The organism is Methylobacterium guangdongense (assembly GCF_038442355.1).
Classification (GTDB): domain Bacteria; phylum Pseudomonadota; class Alphaproteobacteria; order Rhizobiales; family Beijerinckiaceae; genus Methylobacterium; species Methylobacterium guangdongense.
The window spans coordinates 64,854-84,650 of the sequence record NZ_JBBXMX010000015.1 but is presented as its reverse complement, the minus strand read 5'-3'; the positions used below and the strand labels follow the sequence as shown (position 1 = coordinate 84,650).

General features: G+C 71.6%; 14 protein-coding genes and 1 pseudogene. 8 read left to right on the top strand and 7 right to left on the bottom strand.

What is annotated here, in order from left to right; genetic code table 11:
• Window positions 1–5: 5 nt before the first annotated feature.
• From AAHG09_RS23480 to bchF, 7 genes and pseudogenes are all read right to left on the bottom strand, one after another.
• Window positions 6–1,433, bottom strand: coding sequence for a BCD family MFS transporter (locus AAHG09_RS23480; protein WP_342109924.1), 1,428 nt, complete (start codon window positions 1,431–1,433; stop codon window positions 6–8).
• On the bottom strand, window positions 1,430–2,293 hold the full coding sequence (bchM, locus tag AAHG09_RS23475; protein ID WP_342109923.1) for a magnesium protoporphyrin IX methyltransferase: 864 nt from the start codon (window positions 2,291–2,293) through the stop codon (window positions 1,430–1,432). Before bchM ends, AAHG09_RS23480 begins: the two co-directional genes overlap by 4 nt.
• Window positions 2,293–3,186, bottom strand: coding sequence for a ferredoxin:protochlorophyllide reductase (ATP-dependent) iron-sulfur ATP-binding protein (gene bchL, locus AAHG09_RS23470; RefSeq protein WP_020095252.1), 894 nt, complete (start codon window positions 3,184–3,186; stop codon window positions 2,293–2,295). The genes bchM and bchL overlap by 1 nt, the downstream gene beginning before the upstream one ends.
• Complete coding sequence (locus AAHG09_RS23465; RefSeq protein WP_342109922.1) at window positions 3,183–6,887, bottom strand: magnesium chelatase subunit H; 3,705 nt, start codon at window positions 6,885–6,887, stop codon at window positions 3,183–3,185. The genes bchL and AAHG09_RS23465 overlap by 4 nt, the downstream gene beginning before the upstream one ends.
• The gene (bchB, locus tag AAHG09_RS23460) at window positions 6,862–8,466 is read right to left on the bottom strand and encodes a ferredoxin:protochlorophyllide reductase (ATP-dependent) subunit B (protein ID WP_342109921.1); all 1,605 of its coding nucleotides are present in this window, start codon (window positions 8,464–8,466) and stop codon (window positions 6,862–6,864) included. The genes AAHG09_RS23465 and bchB overlap by 26 nt, the downstream gene beginning before the upstream one ends.
• 4 nt (window positions 8,467–8,470) lie before the next feature.
• Complete coding sequence (locus AAHG09_RS23455) at window positions 8,471–9,748, bottom strand: ferredoxin:protochlorophyllide reductase (ATP-dependent) subunit N (RefSeq protein WP_342109920.1); 1,278 nt, start codon at window positions 9,746–9,748, stop codon at window positions 8,471–8,473.
• 128 nt (window positions 9,749–9,876) lie between these two features.
• A pseudogene (gene bchF, locus AAHG09_RS23450) lies at window positions 9,877–10,350 on the bottom strand (2-vinyl bacteriochlorophyllide hydratase); the annotation flags it as partial.
• Between the two features lie 315 nt (window positions 10,351–10,665).
• Here bchF and AAHG09_RS23445 point away from each other — a divergent pair.
• The 8 genes from AAHG09_RS23445 to AAHG09_RS23410 all read left to right on the top strand — a co-directional run bounded on the left by AAHG09_RS23445 (window position 10,666) and on the right by AAHG09_RS23410 (window position 19,507).
• A complete protein-coding gene (locus AAHG09_RS23445; protein ID WP_342109919.1) occupies window positions 10,666–11,553 on the top strand; it encodes a cobalamin B12-binding domain-containing protein in 888 nt (295 codons plus the stop codon).
• Between the two features lie 30 nt (window positions 11,554–11,583).
• Window positions 11,584–13,029 carry a transcriptional regulator PpsR gene (ppsR, locus tag AAHG09_RS23440; RefSeq protein WP_342109918.1) on the top strand — a complete coding sequence of 482 codons (1,446 nt, stop codon included), beginning with the start codon at window positions 11,584–11,586 and terminating at the stop codon, window positions 13,027–13,029.
• A gap of 518 nt (window positions 13,030–13,547) precedes the next feature.
• Window positions 13,548–14,432, top strand: coding sequence for a chlorophyll synthase ChlG (chlG, locus tag AAHG09_RS23435; RefSeq protein ID WP_342109917.1), 885 nt, complete (start codon window positions 13,548–13,550; stop codon window positions 14,430–14,432).
• Window positions 14,432–15,763, top strand: a complete 1,332-nt coding sequence (locus AAHG09_RS23430) for a BCD family MFS transporter (protein ID WP_342109916.1) — start codon at window positions 14,432–14,434, stop codon at window positions 15,761–15,763. The genes chlG and AAHG09_RS23430 overlap by 1 nt, the downstream gene beginning before the upstream one ends.
• 112 nt (window positions 15,764–15,875) lie before the next feature.
• On the top strand, window positions 15,876–17,051 hold the full coding sequence (locus tag AAHG09_RS23425) for a geranylgeranyl diphosphate reductase (protein WP_342109915.1): 1,176 nt from the start codon (window positions 15,876–15,878) through the stop codon (window positions 17,049–17,051).
• Window positions 17,048–17,545, top strand: a complete 498-nt coding sequence (locus tag AAHG09_RS23420; protein WP_342109914.1) for a TspO/MBR family protein — start codon at window positions 17,048–17,050, stop codon at window positions 17,543–17,545. The genes AAHG09_RS23425 and AAHG09_RS23420 overlap by 4 nt, the downstream gene beginning before the upstream one ends.
• Window positions 17,545–17,892, top strand: coding sequence for a hypothetical protein (locus AAHG09_RS23415; RefSeq protein WP_342109913.1), 348 nt, complete (start codon window positions 17,545–17,547; stop codon window positions 17,890–17,892). The genes AAHG09_RS23420 and AAHG09_RS23415 overlap by 1 nt, the downstream gene beginning before the upstream one ends.
• Before the next feature lie 22 nt (window positions 17,893–17,914).
• Complete coding sequence (locus AAHG09_RS23410; protein ID WP_342109912.1) at window positions 17,915–19,507, top strand: cytochrome c; 1,593 nt, start codon at window positions 17,915–17,917, stop codon at window positions 19,505–19,507.
• The last annotated feature ends 290 nt before the right edge of the window (window positions 19,508–19,797 follow it).

The following is a 19,797-nucleotide window of genomic DNA, read 5'->3' as shown; positions in this document are numbered from 1 at the left end:
GTGTCTCAGGCCGTCCGGCCGGCAAGATCGCCGCCGAGCCGGAGTTGCGTCTCTGCCCGTGCGTCCTCCCGCACCAGCGGCCCCAGGGCGAGGAGGGCCGCGAACAGGAGGGCGATCTCGATGTGGTAGACGATCAGGTAGCCGATGGCGGGCTCGTTCATGCCCTCGCCGAGCACGCCCGACTGGGCGATGGCGCCGCCGACGTCGCGCACGAGGCCGCTCGCCGCGATCGACAGGCCGGCGGCGGTGGCCTGCACGGCGCCCCAGGCGCCGAGGGCGAGGCCGGTATCCTCGGGGCCGGCGCGGTTCATCGAGGCGGTGAGCGTGCCGTGGGCGAACAACCCGCCGCCGAGTCCGATCAGGCTGACGCCCGCGGCGAACAGGTCGGACGAGGCGAGCGGCGCGGCGAACACCACCGCCGAGAAGGCGAGGATGCCGATCCCGACGCCGACCGCCGACACCCGAAACGGGTCGCCGCCGCGGTTGAGCCAGCGCGCGGCGATCAGCAGGCCGAGCCCGCCGCCGGCGGCGAGCAAAGCGGTCAGCGCCGTGGTCGCCCCCACGGAGAGGTGCAGGATCTGGCCGCCATAGGGTTCGAGCAGGATGTCCTGCATGGAGAAGCCCGCCGTGCCGAGCCCGATCGCCACGAGGCGCCGCCGGGCGGTGCCCTCCCCGGCATAGGCCCGCCAGGAGGCGCGGAAATCGCGGGCCGGGGCCTCCCGGGTGCGGTTCGGATCGCGCGGCTCCTGCTTCCACAGGGCGAAGCCGTTGAGGATGATGGTCACGAGCGCCGCGCCCTGGATCACCTGGATCAGGCGCACGGGCGAGAAATGGGCGAGGAACAGGCCGAACAGCACGGCGCTCGCCATCATGCCGAACAGCAGGGCCGCGCAGAGCAGCGCCACAACCTTCGGGCGGGCATGGGCGGGGGCGAGGTCGGTGGCCAGCGCCAGCCCCACGGTCTGGGTGGTGTGGAGCCCCGCGCCGACCAGCAGGAAGGCGAGCGCCGCCGCGAGGTCGCCGACCCAGAGCGGCCCGGTCGTGTCGCCCGACAGGATCAGAAGGGCGAACGGCATGATCGCCAGCCCGCCGAACTGCAGCAGCGTGCCGAACCAGATGTAGGGCACCCGCCGCCAGCCCAGGACCGAGCGGTGGGTATCCGAGCGGAAGCCGACCAGCGCCCGCAGGGGGGCGAAGACCAGCGGCAGCGCCAGCATCATCGCGACGATCCAGGCCGGGACGCCGAGTTCGACGATCATCACGCGGTTGAGGGTGCCGATCAGCAGCACCGCCGCCATGCCGACGGTGACCTGAAACAGGGCGAGGCGGAGCAGACGCCCCAGCGGCAGCTCGACGGTGGCGGCATCCGCGAAGGGCAGGATCGCCGGGCCGAGGCGCATCAGGGCGGCGGTGAGGGTGCGACCGGATTTCATCGGACGGATCCCTCCATCCCATCCATCCCCCTCATCCTGAGGTGCTGCGCAGCAACCTCGAAGGAGCCCTCCAGGGATCGCGCGGCTGGCTGGAGCCCTCCTTCGAGACCTCCGCTGCGCTCCGGCACCTCAGGATGAGGGTGGGGTTGGGAGGCACGTTGGGTGCGCGTCAGCGCCACCGCGTTCGACAGGTAGAACCCGCTGTTGATCCGATGGCTCTGCGCCCAGGCGAAGCCGTCGAGCGCCTCCTCGGAAGAGATCCGCCGCCGCAAGCCCCGCTCCGTCACCGGCACGATCGCCGGGGAGCGGTCGCCCCGCGGAAAGAACTTGCCGGCCGCATGCATCACGGTGAGCAAGGCCGTGCGCGGCGCCACGGTGAACAGCACCGAGCCGTCCGTCCGCGCAGCCAGAACCGCCAGCGCCCGGGCGATGTCGGCGGCGCGGTAATGGATCAGCGAATCCATCGCCACCACGTGGTCGAACCGCCCGAGCCCGGGATCGAGCATGTCGCCGACGCGAAAATCGATGCGCCCCGCGCCGGGGATCGCCGGCAGCCGCTCCTGCGCCAGCCCGATCAGCGTCGGCGAGACGTCGATCGCCACCACCTCCGCACCCCGCCGCGCCGCTTCGACGCTGAGCGCCCCGGTGCCGCAGCCGGCATCGAGCAGGCGCAGGCCCGTCATGTCGGCCGGCAGCCAGGAGAGCAGCGTCGCCCGCATGGCGTCGCGCCCGGCCCGCACGGTGGCGCGGATCCGGCTGACCGGGGCGTCCGAGGTCAGGCGCGACCACGCCTCGACCGCGGTGCGGTCGAAATAGGTGGTGAGCTCGCCCCGGCGGGCGTCGTAGCTGGCGCTGGCCATCAATCGAATCCCAGAAACTCGAACAGGTCGCGGTCCTTCATGGGGATCGCCTCGCAGGGCTCGCCCCCGGCCCAGAGCGTCTCGGCGAGCCGCATGTACTCGGCGGTCACGGCGTCGAGCTCGGGCGAGGAATCCATCTCGAACAGGGTCGATTTCTTGAGCCGCGAGCGGCGGACCACGTCGAGGTCGGGGAAGTGGGCGAGGCGCTTCAGCCCGACCGCGTCGTTGAACCGGTCGATCTCGTCGGTCTTGGCCGAGCGGTTGGCGATGACGCCGCCGAGCCGCACGCCGTAATTCTTCGACTTGGCGTGGATCGCCGCGACGATCCGGTTCATCGCGAAGATCGAGTCGAAGTCGTTGGCGGTGACGATCAGCGCCCGGTCGGCGTGCTGGAGCGGCGAGGCGAAGCCGCCGCAGACCACGTCACCGAGCACGTCGAACACGACGACGTCGGTATCCTCCAAGAGGTGGTGCTCCTTGAGGAGCTTCACCGTCTGGCCGACCACGTAGCCGCCGCAGCCGGTGCCGGCGGGCGGGCCGCCGGCCTCGACGCACATCACGCCGTTGTAGCCCTCGACGACAAAGTCCTCGACGCGCAGCTCCTCCGAGTGGAAGTTCACCGCCTCAAGGGCGTCGATCACCGTGGGGGCGAGGCGCTTGGTCAGCGTGAAGGTCGAGTCGTGCTTCGGGTCGCAGCCGATCTGCAGCACCCGTTTGCCGAGCTTCGAGAAGGCCACCGACAGGTTCGACGAGGTGGTCGACTTGCCGATCCCGCCCTTGCCGTAGACCGCGAAGACCTTGGCGGTCTCGATCTTCAGATCGGGATCGAGGGCGACCTGAAGGCTCCCCTCCTCCTTCCGCGCGACGACGGGATTGCGGATGGCGATGTTCATGCGGCGACTCCTGCGGTGACGCCTTCGAGACGGTCTTCCAGTTCCTCCTCGGCCCGGTCGAGGGCGTCGCGCATCGCTGCGTCGGGAGTCCAGAAGCCGCGGCGGTGCGCCTCGATCAGCCGTTGGGCGACCTTGGCGGAGGCGGTGGGGTTCAGGGACGCCATGCGCTCGCGCATGGCGGGGTCGAGGACGTAGGTCTCGGTGATCCGCTCGTAGATCCAGGGCTGGACCGCGTTCGCGGTGGCCGACCAGCCGACCGTGTTGGTCAGGTGGGTCTCGATCTGCCGGACGCCCTCGTAGCCGTGTCCGAGCAGGCCCTCGTACCATTTCGGGTTGAGCATCCGGGTGCGCGTCTCCAGTGCCACCTGCTCCTCCAGGGAGCGGACGCGCCCTTCCCCGCGGGTCTGGTCGCTGATGTAGATCGGCACCGACTCGCCCTTGGCCCGGGCCACCGCCCGGCCCATGCCGCCGAGCCCGTCGAAGTAGTGGTCGACGGAGGTGACGCCGACCTCGACCGAGTCGAGGTTCTGGTAGGCCATGTCGACGGAGGCGAGCACCGCCTGCATCAGGGCGCGCTGCGGCGCCGGGCGGCCGGTGCGGCCGTAGGCGAAGCTCTTGCGGCGCGAGAAGGTCTCGCAGAGTTCCGCGTCGTCGTCCCAGTTGCCCGAATCGACGAGGTGGTTGACGTTGGCCCCGTAGGCGCCCTCGGCGTTGGAGAAGACCCGGAGTGCGGCCGTCTCCAGATCGCAGCCCTGCTCGGCCTGGATCGCCAGGGCGTGCTTCCGGACGTAGTTTTTCTCGACCGGCTCATCGGCGCTCGCGGCCAGGAAGGAGGCTTCCGCCAGGAGCTTGGTCTGGAGCGGCAAGAGATCCCGAAAGATGCCCGAGAGGGTCACCACCGCGTCGATGCGCGGGCGGCCGAGCGTCTCCAGCGGGATCAGCTCGGCGCCGCTGAGCCGTCCGTAGCCGTCGAAGCGGGGTGCGGCGCCGATCAGCGCGAGCGCCTGGGCGATCGGGCCGCCCTCGCTCTTGAGGTTGTCGGTGCCCCACAGGACCAGGGCGACGCTCTCCGGGCAGGGTTTCCCGTCCGCGGCGAAGCGTTCGAGGATCCGGGCCACCTGACGGGCGCCGTCCGCCACCGCGAAGGCCGAGGGCAGGCGGTAGGGGTCGAAGCCGTGGAGGTTGCGGCCGGTCGGCAGCACGGCCGGGTTGCGCAGCAGGTCGCCGCCCGCCACCGGCGGCACGAAACGGCCGTCGAGCGCCCGCAGCAGTGCCGGAACCTCGTGGTCGTCGGACAGCAGCCGATCGGTCTCGGCCAGGCTCGTGAAGGCCGCGCGCGCAGTCTCGTCGGCGGGCAGGCCGGACGCCTTCAGCGCCGTCTCGATGCCCAGCCCGGCGACCAGGGCCTCGATCCCGGCCCGCTCGGGCCGCACGCCGTGCGCCGACTCGGCGAGCGCCAGGAGCAGGTCGATCCGTTCCTCCTCCGGCGTCCCCTGCCCGACCACGTGCAGGCCGTGCGGGATCAGGGTCTGCTCCAGCTCCTGCAGGGCGGTCCAGAGGCCGGAGACATGGGTGCCGAGGTCACCGCCCCAGGCCGGCTCGGCCGCTACGAGGTCGACCGCCGCGCCCTGGTCCTGGATCAGGCGGGCCAGCGTCTCGCGCTCGCCCCCCGCGTCGGGGCCGAGGCCGCGCCAGCGCTCGAGCGAGCTCTTGAGGTCGAGCAGCCCGCGGTAGAGTCCGGCCGCCGCGAGGCTCGGGGTCAGGTAGCTCACCAGCGTCGCGGCCGAGCGACGCTTGGCGAGCGTCCCCTCGGACGGGTTGTTGGCGGCGTAGAGGTAGACGTTCGGCAGCGCCCCGATCAGCCGCTCCGGCCAGCAGGCTTCCGACAGGCCGGTCTGCTTGCCGGGCATGAATTCGAGTGCCCCGTGGGTGCCGAAATGCAGCACGGCGTCGGCGCCAAAGTCCGCGCGCAGGTAGCGGTAGAAGGCCGAGAACGCGTGGGTCGGCGCGAAGCCGCGCTCGAACAGCAGCCGCATCGGGTCGCCCTCGTAGCCGAAGGCCGGCTGGACCCCGACGAAGACGTTCCCGAACTGCGCGCCCAGCACGAAGAGTTCGGCGCCGTTGGTCTGGTGGCGGCCCGGCGCCGGGCCCCATTGCGCCTCGATCTCGGCGAGGTAAGGCTCGCGGCGCAGGTGGTCCTCGGCCGGGATGCGGGCGTGGACGTTGGCCTGGGTGCCGTAGCGCTTGGCATTGCCGTCGAGGATTCTTTCGCGCAGGGCGTCGACGCTCTCCGGCACCTCCACCGTGTAGCCGTCCGCCGCCAGCCCCTTCAGGGTGTTGAGCAGCGAGGCGTAGACCGAGAGGAACGCCGCCGTGCCGGTGGCGCCGGCATTGGGCGGGAAGTTGAAGAGCACCACGGCGAGCTTCCGCTCGGCCCTCGCGGTCCGGCGGAGCGACACCAGCCGGGCGACCCGCTCGGCGAGGCGTGCGGCCCGCTCGGGATGAACCCGCATGTCCCGGGCGTTGTCGCTGCCCGAGGCCGAGGAGCGGCCGCCGAACACCATCGGGGCGGTGGCACCGTCGAGTTCGGGGATCGCGACCATCATGGTCGCCTCGACCGGCGACAGGCCGCGGTCGCCCGCCTCCCACTGTTCCAGGGTCTGGAATTCCAGCGCCTGCGCGGCGAGGTACGGCACGTCGAGCCGGGCCAGCATCTGTTCGGCGGCGGCGGCGTCGTTGTAGGCGGGGCCGCCGACCAGGGAGAAGCCGGTGAGCGACACCAGCGCGTCGATCGCCGCGCGCCCGTCCTTCATGAAGAAGGATTCCACCGCCGGGCGGTTGTCGAGGCCGCTGGCGAAGGCCGGCACCACGTCGAGGCCCTGCGCCTCCAGGGCCGCGATGACGCCGTCGTAATGGGCGGTGTTGCCGGCGAGCACGTAGCTGCGCATCACCAGCAGGCCGACGCGGCCCCTCGCGTTCGCGAGGCGGGGCAGCCGCGACGGGTCGGCGCCGATCCGGCCGGACAGGCGCGGGTGGTAGAGGCCGGTCTCGGGATAATCGAGGGGCGCGGGCGCCGCCGGGCCGTCGCGCCAGGCGGCGCGCTCGCCCGCCGCGTAGCGGTGCACGAGGAAGCGGACCAGGGCGGCGACGTTCTCGTCGGATCCCGCGAGCCAGTATTGCAGGGTCAGGAAATAGGCGCGCACGTCCTGGGCCGAGCCCGGGATGAACCGCAGGATCTTCGGCAGCTTGCGCACGAGCGCCATCTGCCTTCCGGCATTGCCCTGCTGGCCGGGCTTGCCGCGCAGTTTCTTGAGGAAGTCGAGGGCGCTGCGCTTGGTGCCGCTCATGTCGAAGCGGCCGAGCTTCGTGGTCTTCACCACCTCGCCGGCCGAGAGGCAGCCGACCATCGCGTCGCAGGCCTCGCGGCGCGCCGCCAGCGCCGGCAGGATCGCCCGGACATGCTCGTCCATGAACAGCATGGCCGAGAGCACGATATCGGCCTGCGCGATGTCGGTCCGGCAGGCCTCCAGCGTCGCGGGATCGTTGTCCCACTCGGCCGCCGCGTGGAAGCCCAGCACCAGCCCGGGCATCTCCGACCGGAGGCGCAGCCGCGCCCGCTCCACCGCGCTCGCCAAATGATTGTCGAGCGTGACGATGACGACGCGGATCGTTGGCCTAACGGCCGTAATGCGCTTTGGCATCGTAGAGGGTCTCGAGGGTGATGAGCGGCAGGTGCCGCTCCCGGGCGAAGGTCTCGGTGTTGGTGCGCGCCTTGCCCCGCACGAAGAACGGGATCTTCTTGAGTTCCTTCTCGGCCTCGGGTGACCAACGCGTCCCCTCGGCGGCCGCACGGTCCAGCAGAATCGGAACGGGCGCCGGTGTCGGAGGGGGGTCGGCCGGCGCCCGTTCCGCGGCCTCGAGCGCCCCGTCCGCCGGAGTCCCGTGGGACTTGCCGCCGAGATGCGAGGGGCCGACGCCGTCGTGGAATTCGGGATCCTCCCGGAACATGCCGAGGAGGTGTTCTTCGAGGCCCATCATCAGCGGATGGACCAGGGTGTCGAACAGGACGTTGGCGCCCTCGAAGCCCATCTGCGGGGCGTAGCGGGCCGGAAAATCCTGGACGTGGACCGGGGCGGAGATCACCGCGCAGGGGATGCCGAGCCGCTTGGCGACGTGGCGCTCCATCTGGGTGCCGAGCACCAGCTCCGGCGCGGCCGCGCGGATCGCCGCCTCGACGTCGAGGTAATCGTCGGTGATCAGCGCCTCGATGCCGTGCAGGGCCGCCTCGGCGCGGACCTCGCGGGCGAATTCGCGGCCGTAGGTGCCGAGCCCCACGATTGTGAAGCCGAGTTCCTTCGCCGCCACCCGGGCGATGCCGATGGCATGGGTCGCGTCGCCGAACACGAAGACGCGCTTGGCCGTGAGATAGGTCGAATCGACCGAGCGGGAGTACCAGGGCAGCCGCGAGCCGGGGCCGTCGAGCAAAGGTGCCGGATCGATCCCGGCGAGGCCCGCCACCTCCTCGACGAACCGGCGGGTACCGCCGACGCCGATCGGGATGGTTTGCGTGAACGGCTGCCCGAAGGTCTTTTTGAGATACTCCGCGGCGGAGCGGGCGGTCTCGGGATAGAGCACGACGTTGAAATCGGCCTCCCGGAGCCGGCCGAGATCGGCGGGTGTGGCGCCGAGCGGCGCCACGACATTCACCGCGATGCCGAGGGTGTCGAGCAGCCGGCGGATCTCGATCAGGTCGTCCCGGTGACGGAAGCCGAGCGCGGTCGGCCCGAGGATGTTGCAGAGCGGGCGCTGTCCGGGCTCGCGCGCCGGGCGCGGGGCTGGAGCACCCGCGAGCGCCCGGACAAGGCGATAAAACGTCTCCGACGCGCCCCAGTTCTCCTTCTTCTGGTAGGCGGGGAGCTCCAGGGGGATCACCGGGATCGGCAGGTCGAGGGCCTTGGCCAGCCCGCCCGGATCGTCCTGGATCAGCTCGGCCGTGCAGGAGGCGCCGACGATCATCGCCTGGGGCTGGAACCGCGCGTGGGCGGCAGAGACCGCCTGCTTGAACAGCTCGGCGGTGTCGCGGCCGAGATCCTGGGCGCGGAAGGTCGTGTAGGTCACGGGCGGGCGGGCGTCCCGCCGCTCGATCATCGTGAACAGCAGGTCGGCGTAGGTGTCGCCCTGGGGCGCGTGCAGCACGTAGTGCAGCCCGGACATCGCCGTGGCGACGCGCATCGCGCCGATATGCGGGGGGCCCTCGTAGGTCCAGAGGGTGAGCTGCATGGCGCTACACCTCCAGCAGGGCGCGGCGCCGGAGCGGGCGCACGAACAGCTCGGCGAGGTCGCCGGCCTGCTCGTAGCCCTGCACGGGCGTGAACAGCAGCTCGATCGACCACTTGGTCGACAGGCCCTCAGCCTCCAGCGGGTTGGCGAGGCCGAGGCCGCAGACCGTCAGGTCCGGCCGGGCGGCCCGGCAGCGGTCCATCTGGTCGTCGAGGCTCTGGCCCTCCGTGACCCGCGTGCCTGCGGGCAGGAGCTCGATCTCGGCGGCGAGGTGTCCCCGGTGCAGGTAGGGCGTCCCGACCTCGACCAGCTCCGCGCCGAGCTCCCGGGCGAGGAAGCGGGCGAGCGGCACCTCAAGCTGCGAATCGGGGAAGAAGAACACGCGCTTGCCGCCGAGCTTTTCCCGGTGGGGCGCCAGCGCGGTCTCGGCGCGGGCGCGGCCCGGGGCGGTTGCGGTCTCGAAGGCTTCGTCCGAGACGCCGAACGCCTCGGCGGCCGCCCGCAGCCAGCCGGTCGTGCCCTCGGCGCCGAGGGGGAACGGGGCCGCGAGCCGGCGGGCACCACGCTCCTCGAGGGCGCGGGCGGTGCCGGTCAGGAACGGCTGGGCCAGGAGGTACCGCGTGTTGCGGCCGATGGCCGGCATCGCGCCGGCCCGGCGGGCGGGCAGAAACCGGACGTCGCTGATGCCCATCGCGGCAAAAATCCGAACAAACTGGTCTTCGACCACGTCGGCCAGCGCCCCGACGACCAGGAGCGACGGCGCGGCCGCCTCCGCCTCGCGGGGCAGGTCCGGCACCAGGGCGGCGAGGCAGGCATCCTCGCCCTGGGTGAAGGTGGTCTCGATGCCGGAGCCCGAATAGTTCAGCACCCGGACCGGGTTCAGGCGGCTCGACAGGCGCTGCGCCGCCCGGGACAGGTCGAGCTTGATCACCTCGGACGGGCAGGAGCCCACGAGGAACAGCAGCTTGATGTCGGGCCGGCGCTCGATCAGCCGGGTCACCACCCGGTCGAGCTCCTCGTTGGCGTCGGCGAGGCCGGCGAGGTCGCGCTCGTCGATGATCGCGGTGGCGAAGCGCGGCTCCGCGAAGATCATCACCCCGGCGGCCGACTGGATCAGGTGCGCGCAGGTGCGCGAGCCGACCACGAGGAAGAACGCGTCCTGGATCTTCCGGTGCAGCCAGACGATGCCGGTGAGCCCGCAGAACACGGCCCGCTGGCCGTGCTCCTGATGCAGGTCGATCCCGCCGCAGGGGGCGGCCGAGCGCGGCAGCGGCGCGTTCATGACAGCGCCTCCGCGAGCCGCGGGGCGGATCCGTTTCCGACCGCGTTGCGATCGGAAACGGATCCAAACCGTTGTTGTGACGCGCTCTGCGCCGAACCGGCATCCGTTTCGGCGCAGAGCGCTTGGCCCGGACCGGCACCCTGCAGGCGCGCCGCCCGCAGCTTCAGCACGAACTGGCCGGCATTGACCACGTAGGTCGCGTAGGCGGCCAGCGCGAGGACGAGGAGCGCTTCGCCCCCGAGGGCGCCGGTGGCCAGCGCGGCGAGGTAGGCGGTGTGGAGCGCCAGCACCAGCATGCTGACCACGTCCTCCCAGAAGAAGGCCGGGGCGAACAGGAAGCGGCCGAACACCGCCTTCTCCCAGATCGAGCCCGTGATCATGATGGCGTAGAGCGCCAGCGTCTTCACCACGACCGAGATTTCGGCGGCGAGGAGACCCTCGCGGGTCGCCAGGGCGCGCAGCACCAGGACGAGGCTCACCAGGAAGATCGCGAATTGCAGCGGCGCCAGCACGCCCTGCACCAGGGTCCAGGGCGACGTGTCGCGCCGGTGCCGTTCGGCCTGCGTGTAGAGCGGTCGTGCCGGCCGGTCCTTGGGACCCATCCTTCCGCTCCCCTGATCTCGGCGGTGCCGGGGGCCACGCCGTTGGCAGAGGCTAGGTCGCCGGTCCCGGAAGTGTCAAGTGCGCTTGACGCTTTTGGAGACTGACACTGACCTGTGATGTTTTTCTTGGTCTTAGATCATTGCCAAGATCGTCAAGAAGCGTATCGTCAGGCGCGACGCAGACAGGCCGGTGACTTGGCATTCCAAGTCCCGAGTCAGACAAAGCCGAAGAATAGACGGGCGAGTAATCCCGCACCCGAAGGCGTGAGCGGAGCCGTCGGTTTCTCGAACCGGGGCCGTTACAGGAGGGTGCCGATGGGACACTGGAGGCATTTCGGCGAGCGCCTGGAATTGGCCACGGCCGGGTGCGGTGCGGTGAGCGAGGTCCCCCCGACCTTCCACGACGCGCCCCTGGCCTGGTCCGGCACGCTGCGCCCGCTGCCTGACGCCCTCGCCCATGTGATCGAAGGCGAGATCCTGCCCCGGCTGATGCTGGCCCACCGCCCGGGCGCCGGACGCCGGGCCCCGGCCGATCGGGCGGTGACGCCGCAGGAGATCGCCGCCTTCAGCGCCCTCCTCCTGGCGCCCGGTCCGATGGATCTCGCGGTCGAGATCGCGGCGTTGCGGGACGGCGGGCTGCCCCTGGCGCGGCTGCTCCTCGACCTGCTCGCCCCGGCGGCCCGGCATCTCGGCGCCCTTTGGGAGGAGGATGCCTGCGATTTCCTGGCCGTGACCGAGGGCCTCGGGCGGCTGCAGGCGATCTGCCGGCACCTCTGCCTGGAGCTGGAGAGCGAATCAGCACCGATCGGCGGGCGCAGCGTGCTTCTGCTGCCCTGCCCCGGCGAGACGCACCGATTCGGCCTCTCGATCGTCGCGAGCTTCTTCCGGGAGGCCGGCTGGGACGTGACGACGGCGGTGCCGGCGCCCGGCCTCGATCCCCTCGCCCTGTTGGCGACCGACTGGTTCGAGGTAGTCGGACTGTCGCTGTCCGCCGACGTTCTCCTGCCGGTCCTGGCGGCGACGGTGGTGGAGGTGCGGCGCGCCTCCCGCAATCCGGGGATCCGCGTGCTGGTCGGTGGGCCTTATTTCGCGCGCCACGGCGGTGAGGCGGGCATCGTGGGGGCCGACGCCTGCGCCCTCGATGCGTGTCTAGCCCCCGCCGCCGCCGAAGCTTTGCTGGACAGACAGGCATTGGCCTGTTGAAAGGGTCGTCATCCACCCCATCACATCACGGTGATCGTGTCGCTTCAGCCGCACCCCATCCCCCCGGGCCCGCCCGCGGTGCTGGACCAGGTCGCCGGCCACCTCGACGGCGAGGCGGTCGGGCGCATCGTCGCGGCGTCCACCGATCTCTCGCTGGTGATCGATGCTGACGGCGTGATTCGCGACGCCTCGATCGGCACCGACCTCGAGGCGGAGAACATCCCCGGCTGGCTGGGCCGTCGCTGGGTCGACACCGTGACGGTCGAGAGCCGTCCGAAGGTCGACGCCCTGCTGCGCGACGCCCGACCGGAGAGCATCACCCGCTGGCGCCAGGTCAACCACCCCTCCCCCAGCGGCATCGACCTGCCGATCCGCTACGCCTCGATCCGCCCGGCCAAGGGCGGGCCGATCCTCGTCCTCGGGCGCGACATGCGGGCGGTGGCCGGCCTCCAGCGCCGGCTGATGGAGACCCAGCAGGCGCTGGAGCGGGATTACGAGCGCCTGCGCGCGGTCGAGACCCGCTACCGGCTCCTGTTCCAGATCTCCGGCGAGCCGGTGCTGGTGGTCGATGCCGGGACGCGGCGGGTGGCCGAGGCGAACCCGGCCGCCGCGCGGCTGCTCGGCCGCCCCGCCAAGCGGGTCGCCGGCCAGGACGTGGTCGACCTGTTCGACGCCGGCAGCACGCGGGCCCTGGAGGCGCAGTTCGCGGCCCTGCGGGCGACCGGGCAGGCCGGGGAGATCCGGGCCGCCCTGCCGCACGGGCGGGGCGAGGTCTCCATTTCGGTCTCGCTGTTCCGGGGCGAGGGCGGCGCCAGCGCGCTGATGCGGCTCGTGGCCGACACGGCGACCGCCGAGGCCGGGGCCGGCCAGGAGGTCCCGACCCAGACGGTGATCGAGGCGATGCCCGAGGGGTTCGTGGTCACCGATCCGAGCCGGCGGATCCTGACCGCCAACGCCGCCTTCCTGGAACTGGCCCAGCTCGCCACCGAGGGGCAGGTCCGCGGGCGCACCGTGGACCATTGGCTCGGCCGCGACGAGAGCGAGGCGCAGGCCCTGTTCGCGACGCTCGCCGATCACGGCGCGGTGCGGCGCTTCGCGACGGTCATCCGCGGTGCCTATGGCGGCGTGGAGGACGTGGAGGTCGCGGCCGTCTCGGTGCCGGGCGCCCGCCCCTGCCTGGGCTTCGCGATCCGCCCGGCCCCGCGCCGGATCTCCGAGGGCCGATTCGTCGGCGGGCGGGAGGTGCCGCGCTCGGTGGAGCAGATGGCCGAACTGGTCGGCCGGGTATCGATGAAGACGCTCGTGCGTGAGACCACCGACCTGATCGAGAAATTGTGCATCGAGGCGGCCCTGCGCATCACGCGGGACAACCGGGCCTCGGCCGCCGAGATGCTGGGGCTGAGCCGGCAGGGCCTCTACGCCAAGATGCGCCGCTACGGCGTCGGCGACCTGGACGGGCCGATCGAGGCGGAGTGATTTCTTTCGCGGGGCGACGGATCTAGCGGTCGAGATATCCCACGCGCCCTCCCTTCCCCCTCTGCTGCCAGATTCACACGTCTCTGCCGAACGCCAAGGATTTGAGGAACAAGCGCGTTTCCCCTCCCCCTTGCGGGGAGGGGTCAGGGGGTGGGGGTGGTGCAGAAGGCACCGCTGCGCCTGATCCTGCACCACCTCCAACTCCTCCCCACAAGCTCGAGCGATCCCGGGCAAGCCCGGGGTCGCCAGGGGAGGAGAGAGCGCCACGGCCCGCGTGGTTTGAATAGCGTAGCTCTGCGGGGGGATGCGCGCGGGTCCGACCCGCACCTCCCGCCGAAAGCCCAACTTCCGGCGCCCTCCAAACCCCCGGCACGCGGTTCGGCACACAAGGTCTGGTCCTCATCCGCATTTTGTATTCTCAACCCGCGGATGTATTCGCTCGACAAACCGATCGGACATTCCGCCGCCTGATGTAAATCTGGCTTGACACTCCGGCGGCGCCCGGTAGCCTCGCCCGCATGGCCGCCACGCCCGCCCCGAGCGCAGTCATCGAGCTGCTGAAGCCGATCACGTGGTTCGCGCCAATGTGGGCGTTCGCCTGCGGCGTGATCTCGTCGGGTCAGCCCGCGCACGGCCAGTGGCCGGTGATCGCCGCCGGGGTGCTGCTCGCAGGCCCGCTGGTCTGCGCCACCAGCCAGGCCGCCAACGACTGGTTCGACCGGCACGTCGACGCGATCAACGAGCCGAACCGGCCGATTCCCTCCGGGCGCATCCCCGGCCGCTGGGGCCTCTATCTCGCCTTCGCCTGGACGGCGCTGTCGCTGGCCGTGGCCGCGGCGCTCGGGCCCTGGATCCTCGGGGCGGCCCTGTTCGGGCTGGTGCTGGCCTGGATCTACTCGGCCCCGCCCGTCCGGCTGAAGCGGAACGGCTGGTGGGGCAACGCCGCGGTGGCGCTCTGCTACGAGGGGCTGCCCTGGTTCACCGGTGCCGCCGTGATGGCCGCCGCCCTGCCCGACCGGCGCGTGCTCGCCGTCGCCCTGCTGTACGCGGCGGGCGCCCACGGGATCATGACGCTCAACGACTTCAAGTCGGTGGAGGGCGACCGGCGCATGGGCCTGCTGTCCCTGCCGGTGCAGATGGGCTCGGAGCGGGCCGCGCGCTTCGCCTGCCTGGTCATGGCCCTGCCGCAGGTCGCGGTGATCGGCCTGCTCGTCGGCTGGGAGCGGTACTGGCACGCCGGCCTCGTGGCGGCGCTCCTTGCCGGGCAGATCGCCCTGATGGTCCGGTTCCTGGAGAATCCCCGGGAGCGGGCGGCGTGGTACAACGGCACCGGCACCACCCTCTACGTCCTCGGCATGCTGGTCGCCGCCTTCGCGCTGCGCCCGCTGGTGGGAGGGGCGTGATGGCGTCCGATCCGCAAAACGGCCTGTCCTGGCCCCAGATCGTCCGCCTCGGCCTTGTCCAGACGGCGCTCGGCAGCGTGGTCGTGCTGATGACCGCCACCCTCAACCGCGTGATGGTGGTGGAGCTGGCCCTGCCCGCCTTCGTGCCCGGCCTGCTGGTCGCCCTGCACTACGCCGTGCAGGTGCTGCGCCCGCGCTGGGGCTACGGCTCCGACCGGAGCGGCCGGCGCACCGCCTGGATCCTCGGCGGCATGGCGGCGCTCTGCCTCGGCGGCTTCGGGGCGGCCTGCGGCACCGCGCTCGCCGCGAGTAACCTTGCCCTCGGGCTGGGGCTCGCCGCCCTCTCGTTCCTGTGCGTCGGGATGGGCGTCGGCGCCGCCGGCACCTCGCTCCTCGTGCTGCTGGCCGGCGGCGTCGCCCCGGCCCGGCGGGGGGCGGCCGCCACCGTGGTCTGGGTGATGATGATCGTCGGCTTCGCCGTCACGGCGCCGCTCGCCGGCCATTTCCTCGATCCGTTCTCGGGGACGCGGCTCGTCGCGGTGTCCGGCACGGTCTCGCTCGTCGCCTTCTGCGTCGCCGCCCTGGCGGGCAGCGGGGTGGAGCGCCGGCTGCCGGCCTCTGCGCCCGAGCCCGCCGAGGCGCGGCGGCCGTTCTTCACCGTGCTGCGCCATGTCCTGGCCGATCCGGTGGCCCGGACCTTCACGATCTTCGTCTTCGTCTCGATGCTGGCCTACAGCGCCCAGGAGCTGATCCTGGAGCCCTATGCCGGCCTCGTCTTCGCGATGAGCCCCGGCGCCACCACGAAGCTCGCCGGGCTCCAGCACGGCGGGGTGCTGGCCGGGATGCTGCTGGTGGCGGCGGTGACGCTCGCGGCCCGCGGCACCCCCCTCGCCTCCCTGCGGCTCTGGATCGGGATCGGCTGCGCCGGCTCGGCCGCCGCCCTGTTCACTTTGGCGAGCGGCGCGGGTGCCGGCGCGGATTTTCCCCTGCGCGCGACGGTCTTCGCCCTCGGGGTCGCCAACGGCGCCTACGCGGTCGCGGCGATCGGCTCGATGATGGCGCTGGCAGGACGCGGCGACGCCCGCGAGCGCGGGACCCGCATGGGCGTCTGGGGCGCCGCGCAGGGCATCGCCTTCGGGGCCGGCGGCTTCCTCGGGGCGGTCGCGGTGGATGCGGTACGGCTCGTGACGGCCGAGCCGGTCCAGGCCTACGCGGCGGTGTTCGCCGCGGAAGGCGTGCTGTTCCTGGTCGCGGTCGCCCTGGCGGCGCGGCTCGAATCGTCTCCGGCACCGGGCCCGGTATCGCTCGATCCTGCCTTCAGCGCGAGGTGAGGCCATGGCTGGGTTTGAAACGGCTCGGTTGGATGGTGACGGCCGCCTTTCCCCTCCCCCCTCTGCGGGGGGAGGGAGAAGCGGCGGCGGCGAGCCACTCTACGACGTCGTCGTGGTCGGTGGCGGTCCCGCCGGCGCCACGGCGGCGACCGACCTCGCCCGGGCCGGCCACGCGGTGCTGCTCCTCGACAAGCCCGGCCGGATCAAGCCCTGCGGCGGCGCGATCCCGCCCCGGCTGATCCGCGACTTTGCCATCCCCGATTCCCTCCTGGTCGCGAAGATCCGGTCCGCCCGGATGGTGGCGCCGAGCGGCAAGGCCGTCGACATGCCGGTGGGCGAGGGCTTCGTCGGCATGGTCGACCGCGAGCATTTCGACCCCTGGCTGCGCGCCCGGGCCGAGGAGGCCGGCGCCGCGCTGCGCGAAGCCACCTTCGACAAAATCAGCCGGCCCGATGACGGCCCGGCCCGCGTCCATTTCAGCACCGGCGCGGGCGAGGCCCTCGCCCGCCACGCCGTCCGGGCGCGCCTCGTCATCGGGGCCGACGGCGCCTGCTCGCCGGTCGGCCGGGCCGAGGTGCCGGGCCACGCCAAGATGCGGCAGGTCTTCGCCTATCACGAGATCCTGCGGGTGCCGCAGGCCGGCGCCTCCGGGGCCGAGTCGGTCGAGGCGACGCGCTGCGACGTCTACTACCAGGGCCGGCACTCGCCGGATTTCTACAGCTGGATCTTCCCGCACGGCGACACGCTGAGCATCGGCACCGGCAGCGCGAAGAAGGGCTTTTCCCTGCGCTCCTCGATCCGCGCCCTGCGCGCGGCCACCGGCCTGGACCAGGCCGAGACCGTGCGGCGCGAGGGGGCCCCCCTGCCCCTCAAGCCCCTCAAGCGCTGGGACAACGGCCGCGACGTGCTGCTGGCCGGCGATGCCGCGGGCGTCGTCGCCCCCGCCTCCGGCGAGGGGATCTACTACGCGATGCTGGGCGGGCGCCTCTCCGCCGAGGCCGCCGCCGTCTTCCTGGAGACCGGCGACGCCAAGGCCCTCGCGCGTGCGCGGAAGAGCTTCATGAAGCTCCACGGGCGCGTGTTCTGGATCCTCGGGATGATGCAGTGGGTCTGGTACCGCAGCGACGGGTTGCGCGAGCGTTTCGTCTCGATCTGCCGCGACAAGGACGTGCAGCAGCTCACCTGGGACAGCTACATGAACAAGGAGCTGGTCCGGGCGAAGCCCGCCGCCCACGCGCGGATCTTCTTCAAGGACCTCGCCCACCTGTTCCGCTGGGTTTCGCCATGACGCTCCTCGGCGACGGCTGGGGGCCGCCCGCGGTCGCGGCCATCGCGGCCGTGCTGGTGGCGCTGGCGGGCGGCCTCGCGACCCGGACGGATGCGTGGTACCGGCGCCTGCGCGTCCCGGCCTGGAAGCCGCCGGACTGGGCCTTCGGGCCGGTCTGGACCATCATCTTCCTGCTCACCACCATCGCCGCCGTGATGGTCTGGAACGCCGATCCCGATCCCGCCGCTCGGGGCGTGCTGCTCGCCGCCTACGCGGTCAACGGGTTGCTCAACATCGCCTGGAGCGTGCTGTTCTTCCGGTTCCGGCGGCCCGACTGGGCCCTCGCCGAGGTCGCCGCCCTGTGGCTGTCGATCGCCGTGCTGGTGCTGGTCACCGGCCGCGTCTCCACCACGGCGGGGCTCCTGAACCTGCCCTACCTCGCCTGGGTCAGCGTGGCCGCCTGCCTGAACCTGCGGATCGTGCGCCTCAACGCGCCCTTCGGGGCGCCGGCGTGATGGACGCGCTGTTCGCCTCCGGCCGGATCATCGACGCGGTCCTGCTGCTCGTCGTGGTCGAGGCGTCGATCCTGGCCTGGATCGGCCGCCGGAGGGGGCTGCCGCTGGCGTCCCTGCTGGCCAATCTCGCCTCCGGGGCGGCGCTGATGCTGGCCCTGCGGGCGGCCCTGGTCGGAGCCGGCTGGATCGCGGTCGCCGGATGGATGCTGGCCGGGCTCGTCGCCCATCTGGCCGATCTGAGCCTCCGGTTCCGGGCGGCCACGGCACAACGCCGCAGCCCTGCCCGGGCCGGAACAACGCCGCAAACGGCCGCGTTCACGCGCGTCACCCGATTGAAAGAACTCTAAAGTCCACCTGGGAGAGGATGCCATGAAGCGCACGAATGCCCTCCTCTCCGGATGGGCCTCCGCCCCGATGCTGGCGGGCCTGATCCTGGCGACGCCGGCCCTGGCGCAGGACGGGTCGTCCGACCCGATCGAGCGCGGCAAGTACCTCGTCACCATGGGGGATTGCGCGGCCTGTCACACGGCGCCCGGCGGCAAGTATCTCGCCGGCAACTACGCGCTGGCCATGCCTTTCGGCGTGATCATGACGCCCAACCTAACCCCCGACAAGGAGACCGGGCTCGGCAACTGGAACTACGACGACTTCGAGAAGGCGTTCCGGCACGGCTACAGCAAGAATGTCGGCTACCTCTACCCGGCCTTCCCGTTCGGCTGGTTCACCAAGGTCACCGACGACGACACCAAGGCGATCTGGGCCTACCTGCAATCGGTCCCGGCGGTGAACGAGAAGCGCCAGGAGAGCCAGATCCCGTTCCCGTTCAGCGTCCGCACGGCCCTGGTGACGTGGCGGACGGCGTTCTTCACCGAGGAGCGCTTCAAGCCCGATCCGAACGCCAGCGCGGAGGTGAACCGCGGCGCCTATCTGGTCGAGGGGCTCGGCCACTGCGCCATGTGCCACAACGAGAACAAGCTCGTCGGCAATTCGAGCTTCGCGGGCCGCTTCGGCGGCGGCGTGATCGATGGCTGGTATGCCCCCAACATCACGCCGGACGGCCACCAGGGCATCGGCGCCTGGACCGACGAGCAGGTGGTGACCTACCTCAAGACCGGCACCGCGCCGGGCGACCGGCCGGGCGTCGCCGCCGGCCCGATGCGCCAGACCATCATGGAATCCCTCTCCAAGGTGAAGGAGGAGGATCTGAAGGCCATGGTCGCGTATCTCCGCACCGTGCCGGCCAAGCAGACCTACAAGCCGAAGGACCTCGCGGTCTTCGACACCGCCAACGCCCCCGGCGCCTCCACCTACCTGACCTACTGCTCCTCCTGCCACCAGCCCGACGGCAAGGGCATCGAGGGGGCGGTGCCGAACCTGGCGGGGAACACCTCGGTCATGTCGGACGGGCCCGAGACGGTGCTGCGCGTGATCTATGGCGGCCTCGCGGCCCAGAGCGGCCTCGCCCCGATGGTGGCGATCGGCCAGCAGATGACCGATGTCGAGGTGAAGAACGTCACCGACTACATCCGCAATTCCTGGGGCAACAAGGCGCCGGTCGTGACCGGCGACAAGGCCTCGGAGGCGCGCGCCGCCACCCGGACCATGCTGGCCGGCACGGCGCCCTGCGCCGAGATCGAGCAGGACAAGCTGAAGGCCGCCTTCGACAAGCTCGGCGTGCAGGATACGCTCAAGGGCGTGAAGCAGCAGGACTTCGTGCCGACGCTGGTCCGGCTCGTGCCGCAGATCAAGGGTGCCTCGACGGGGGCCAACGACGACGACATCGTCAATGCGCTCACGACGGCCTTCTGCAAGGTCGGCCGCGACGACCCGCAATACGGCAAGCCGAGCTGGCCCGCCGTGATCGGCACCTTCGCCAACGTCGCCTACAGCCAAGTGAAGAACCCGGAGAAGCAGGCCGCGAACGTGCCCGCCGCCCTCACGCCGCCGGCCCCGAAGCAGTAGGCCCGGGGCCGGGCTCGGATCGCGCATTTTCGTGATCCGAGCAGATGCGGATCGTCTGACGCCGGTGCTGCGATCTCCCGATCGCTGCCGCGGAGGGAACAGGTTCGGCGCCCTGGCTCCGGGTCAGGCCGCGCAGCCCATCGCGGCACCGGTATCCGCGCGCTCCTGAGAATCACAGGTGACCGCTATACGTCGCTGCGCACCGCCCGGCGCTGGGCCGATCTTTGATGAATCGCAGGCCGAGATCGGATCCTGCGGACCGGCGTGTCCCCGTCCGCGCCTGTCGTTGC

Bases quoted from the DNA above. Each gene is read 5' to 3' on its own strand.
- AAHG09_RS23415 (WP_342109913.1), top strand. From the start codon at position 17,545: ATGGACGCGCTGTTCGCCTCCGGCCGGATCATCGACGCGGTCCTGCTG.
- bchM (WP_342109923.1), bottom strand. From the start codon at position 2,293: ATGGCCAGCGCCAGCTACGACGCCCGCCGGGGCGAGCTCACCACCTAT.
- bchB (WP_342109921.1), bottom strand. From the start codon at position 8,466: ATGCAGCTCACCCTCTGGACCTACGAGGGCCCCCCGCATATCGGCGCG.
- AAHG09_RS23445 (WP_342109919.1), top strand. From the start codon at position 10,666: ATGGGACACTGGAGGCATTTCGGCGAGCGCCTGGAATTGGCCACGGCC.
- AAHG09_RS23455 (WP_342109920.1), bottom strand. From the start codon at position 9,748: ATGAACGCGCCGCTGCCGCGCTCGGCCGCCCCCTGCGGCGGGATCGAC.
- AAHG09_RS23420 (WP_342109914.1), top strand. From the start codon at position 17,048: ATGACGCTCCTCGGCGACGGCTGGGGGCCGCCCGCGGTCGCGGCCATC.
- AAHG09_RS23430 (WP_342109916.1), top strand. From the start codon at position 14,432: ATGGCGTCCGATCCGCAAAACGGCCTGTCCTGGCCCCAGATCGTCCGC.
- bchL (WP_020095252.1), bottom strand. From the start codon at position 3,186: ATGAACATCGCCATCCGCAATCCCGTCGTCGCGCGGAAGGAGGAGGGG.
- AAHG09_RS23480 (WP_342109924.1), bottom strand. From the start codon at position 1,433: ATGAAATCCGGTCGCACCCTCACCGCCGCCCTGATGCGCCTCGGCCCG.
- AAHG09_RS23465 (WP_342109922.1), bottom strand. From the start codon at position 6,887: ATGCCAAAGCGCATTACGGCCGTTAGGCCAACGATCCGCGTCGTCATC.
- AAHG09_RS23410 (WP_342109912.1), top strand. From the start codon at position 17,915: ATGAAGCGCACGAATGCCCTCCTCTCCGGATGGGCCTCCGCCCCGATG.
- chlG (WP_342109917.1), top strand. From the start codon at position 13,548: ATGGCCGCCACGCCCGCCCCGAGCGCAGTCATCGAGCTGCTGAAGCCG.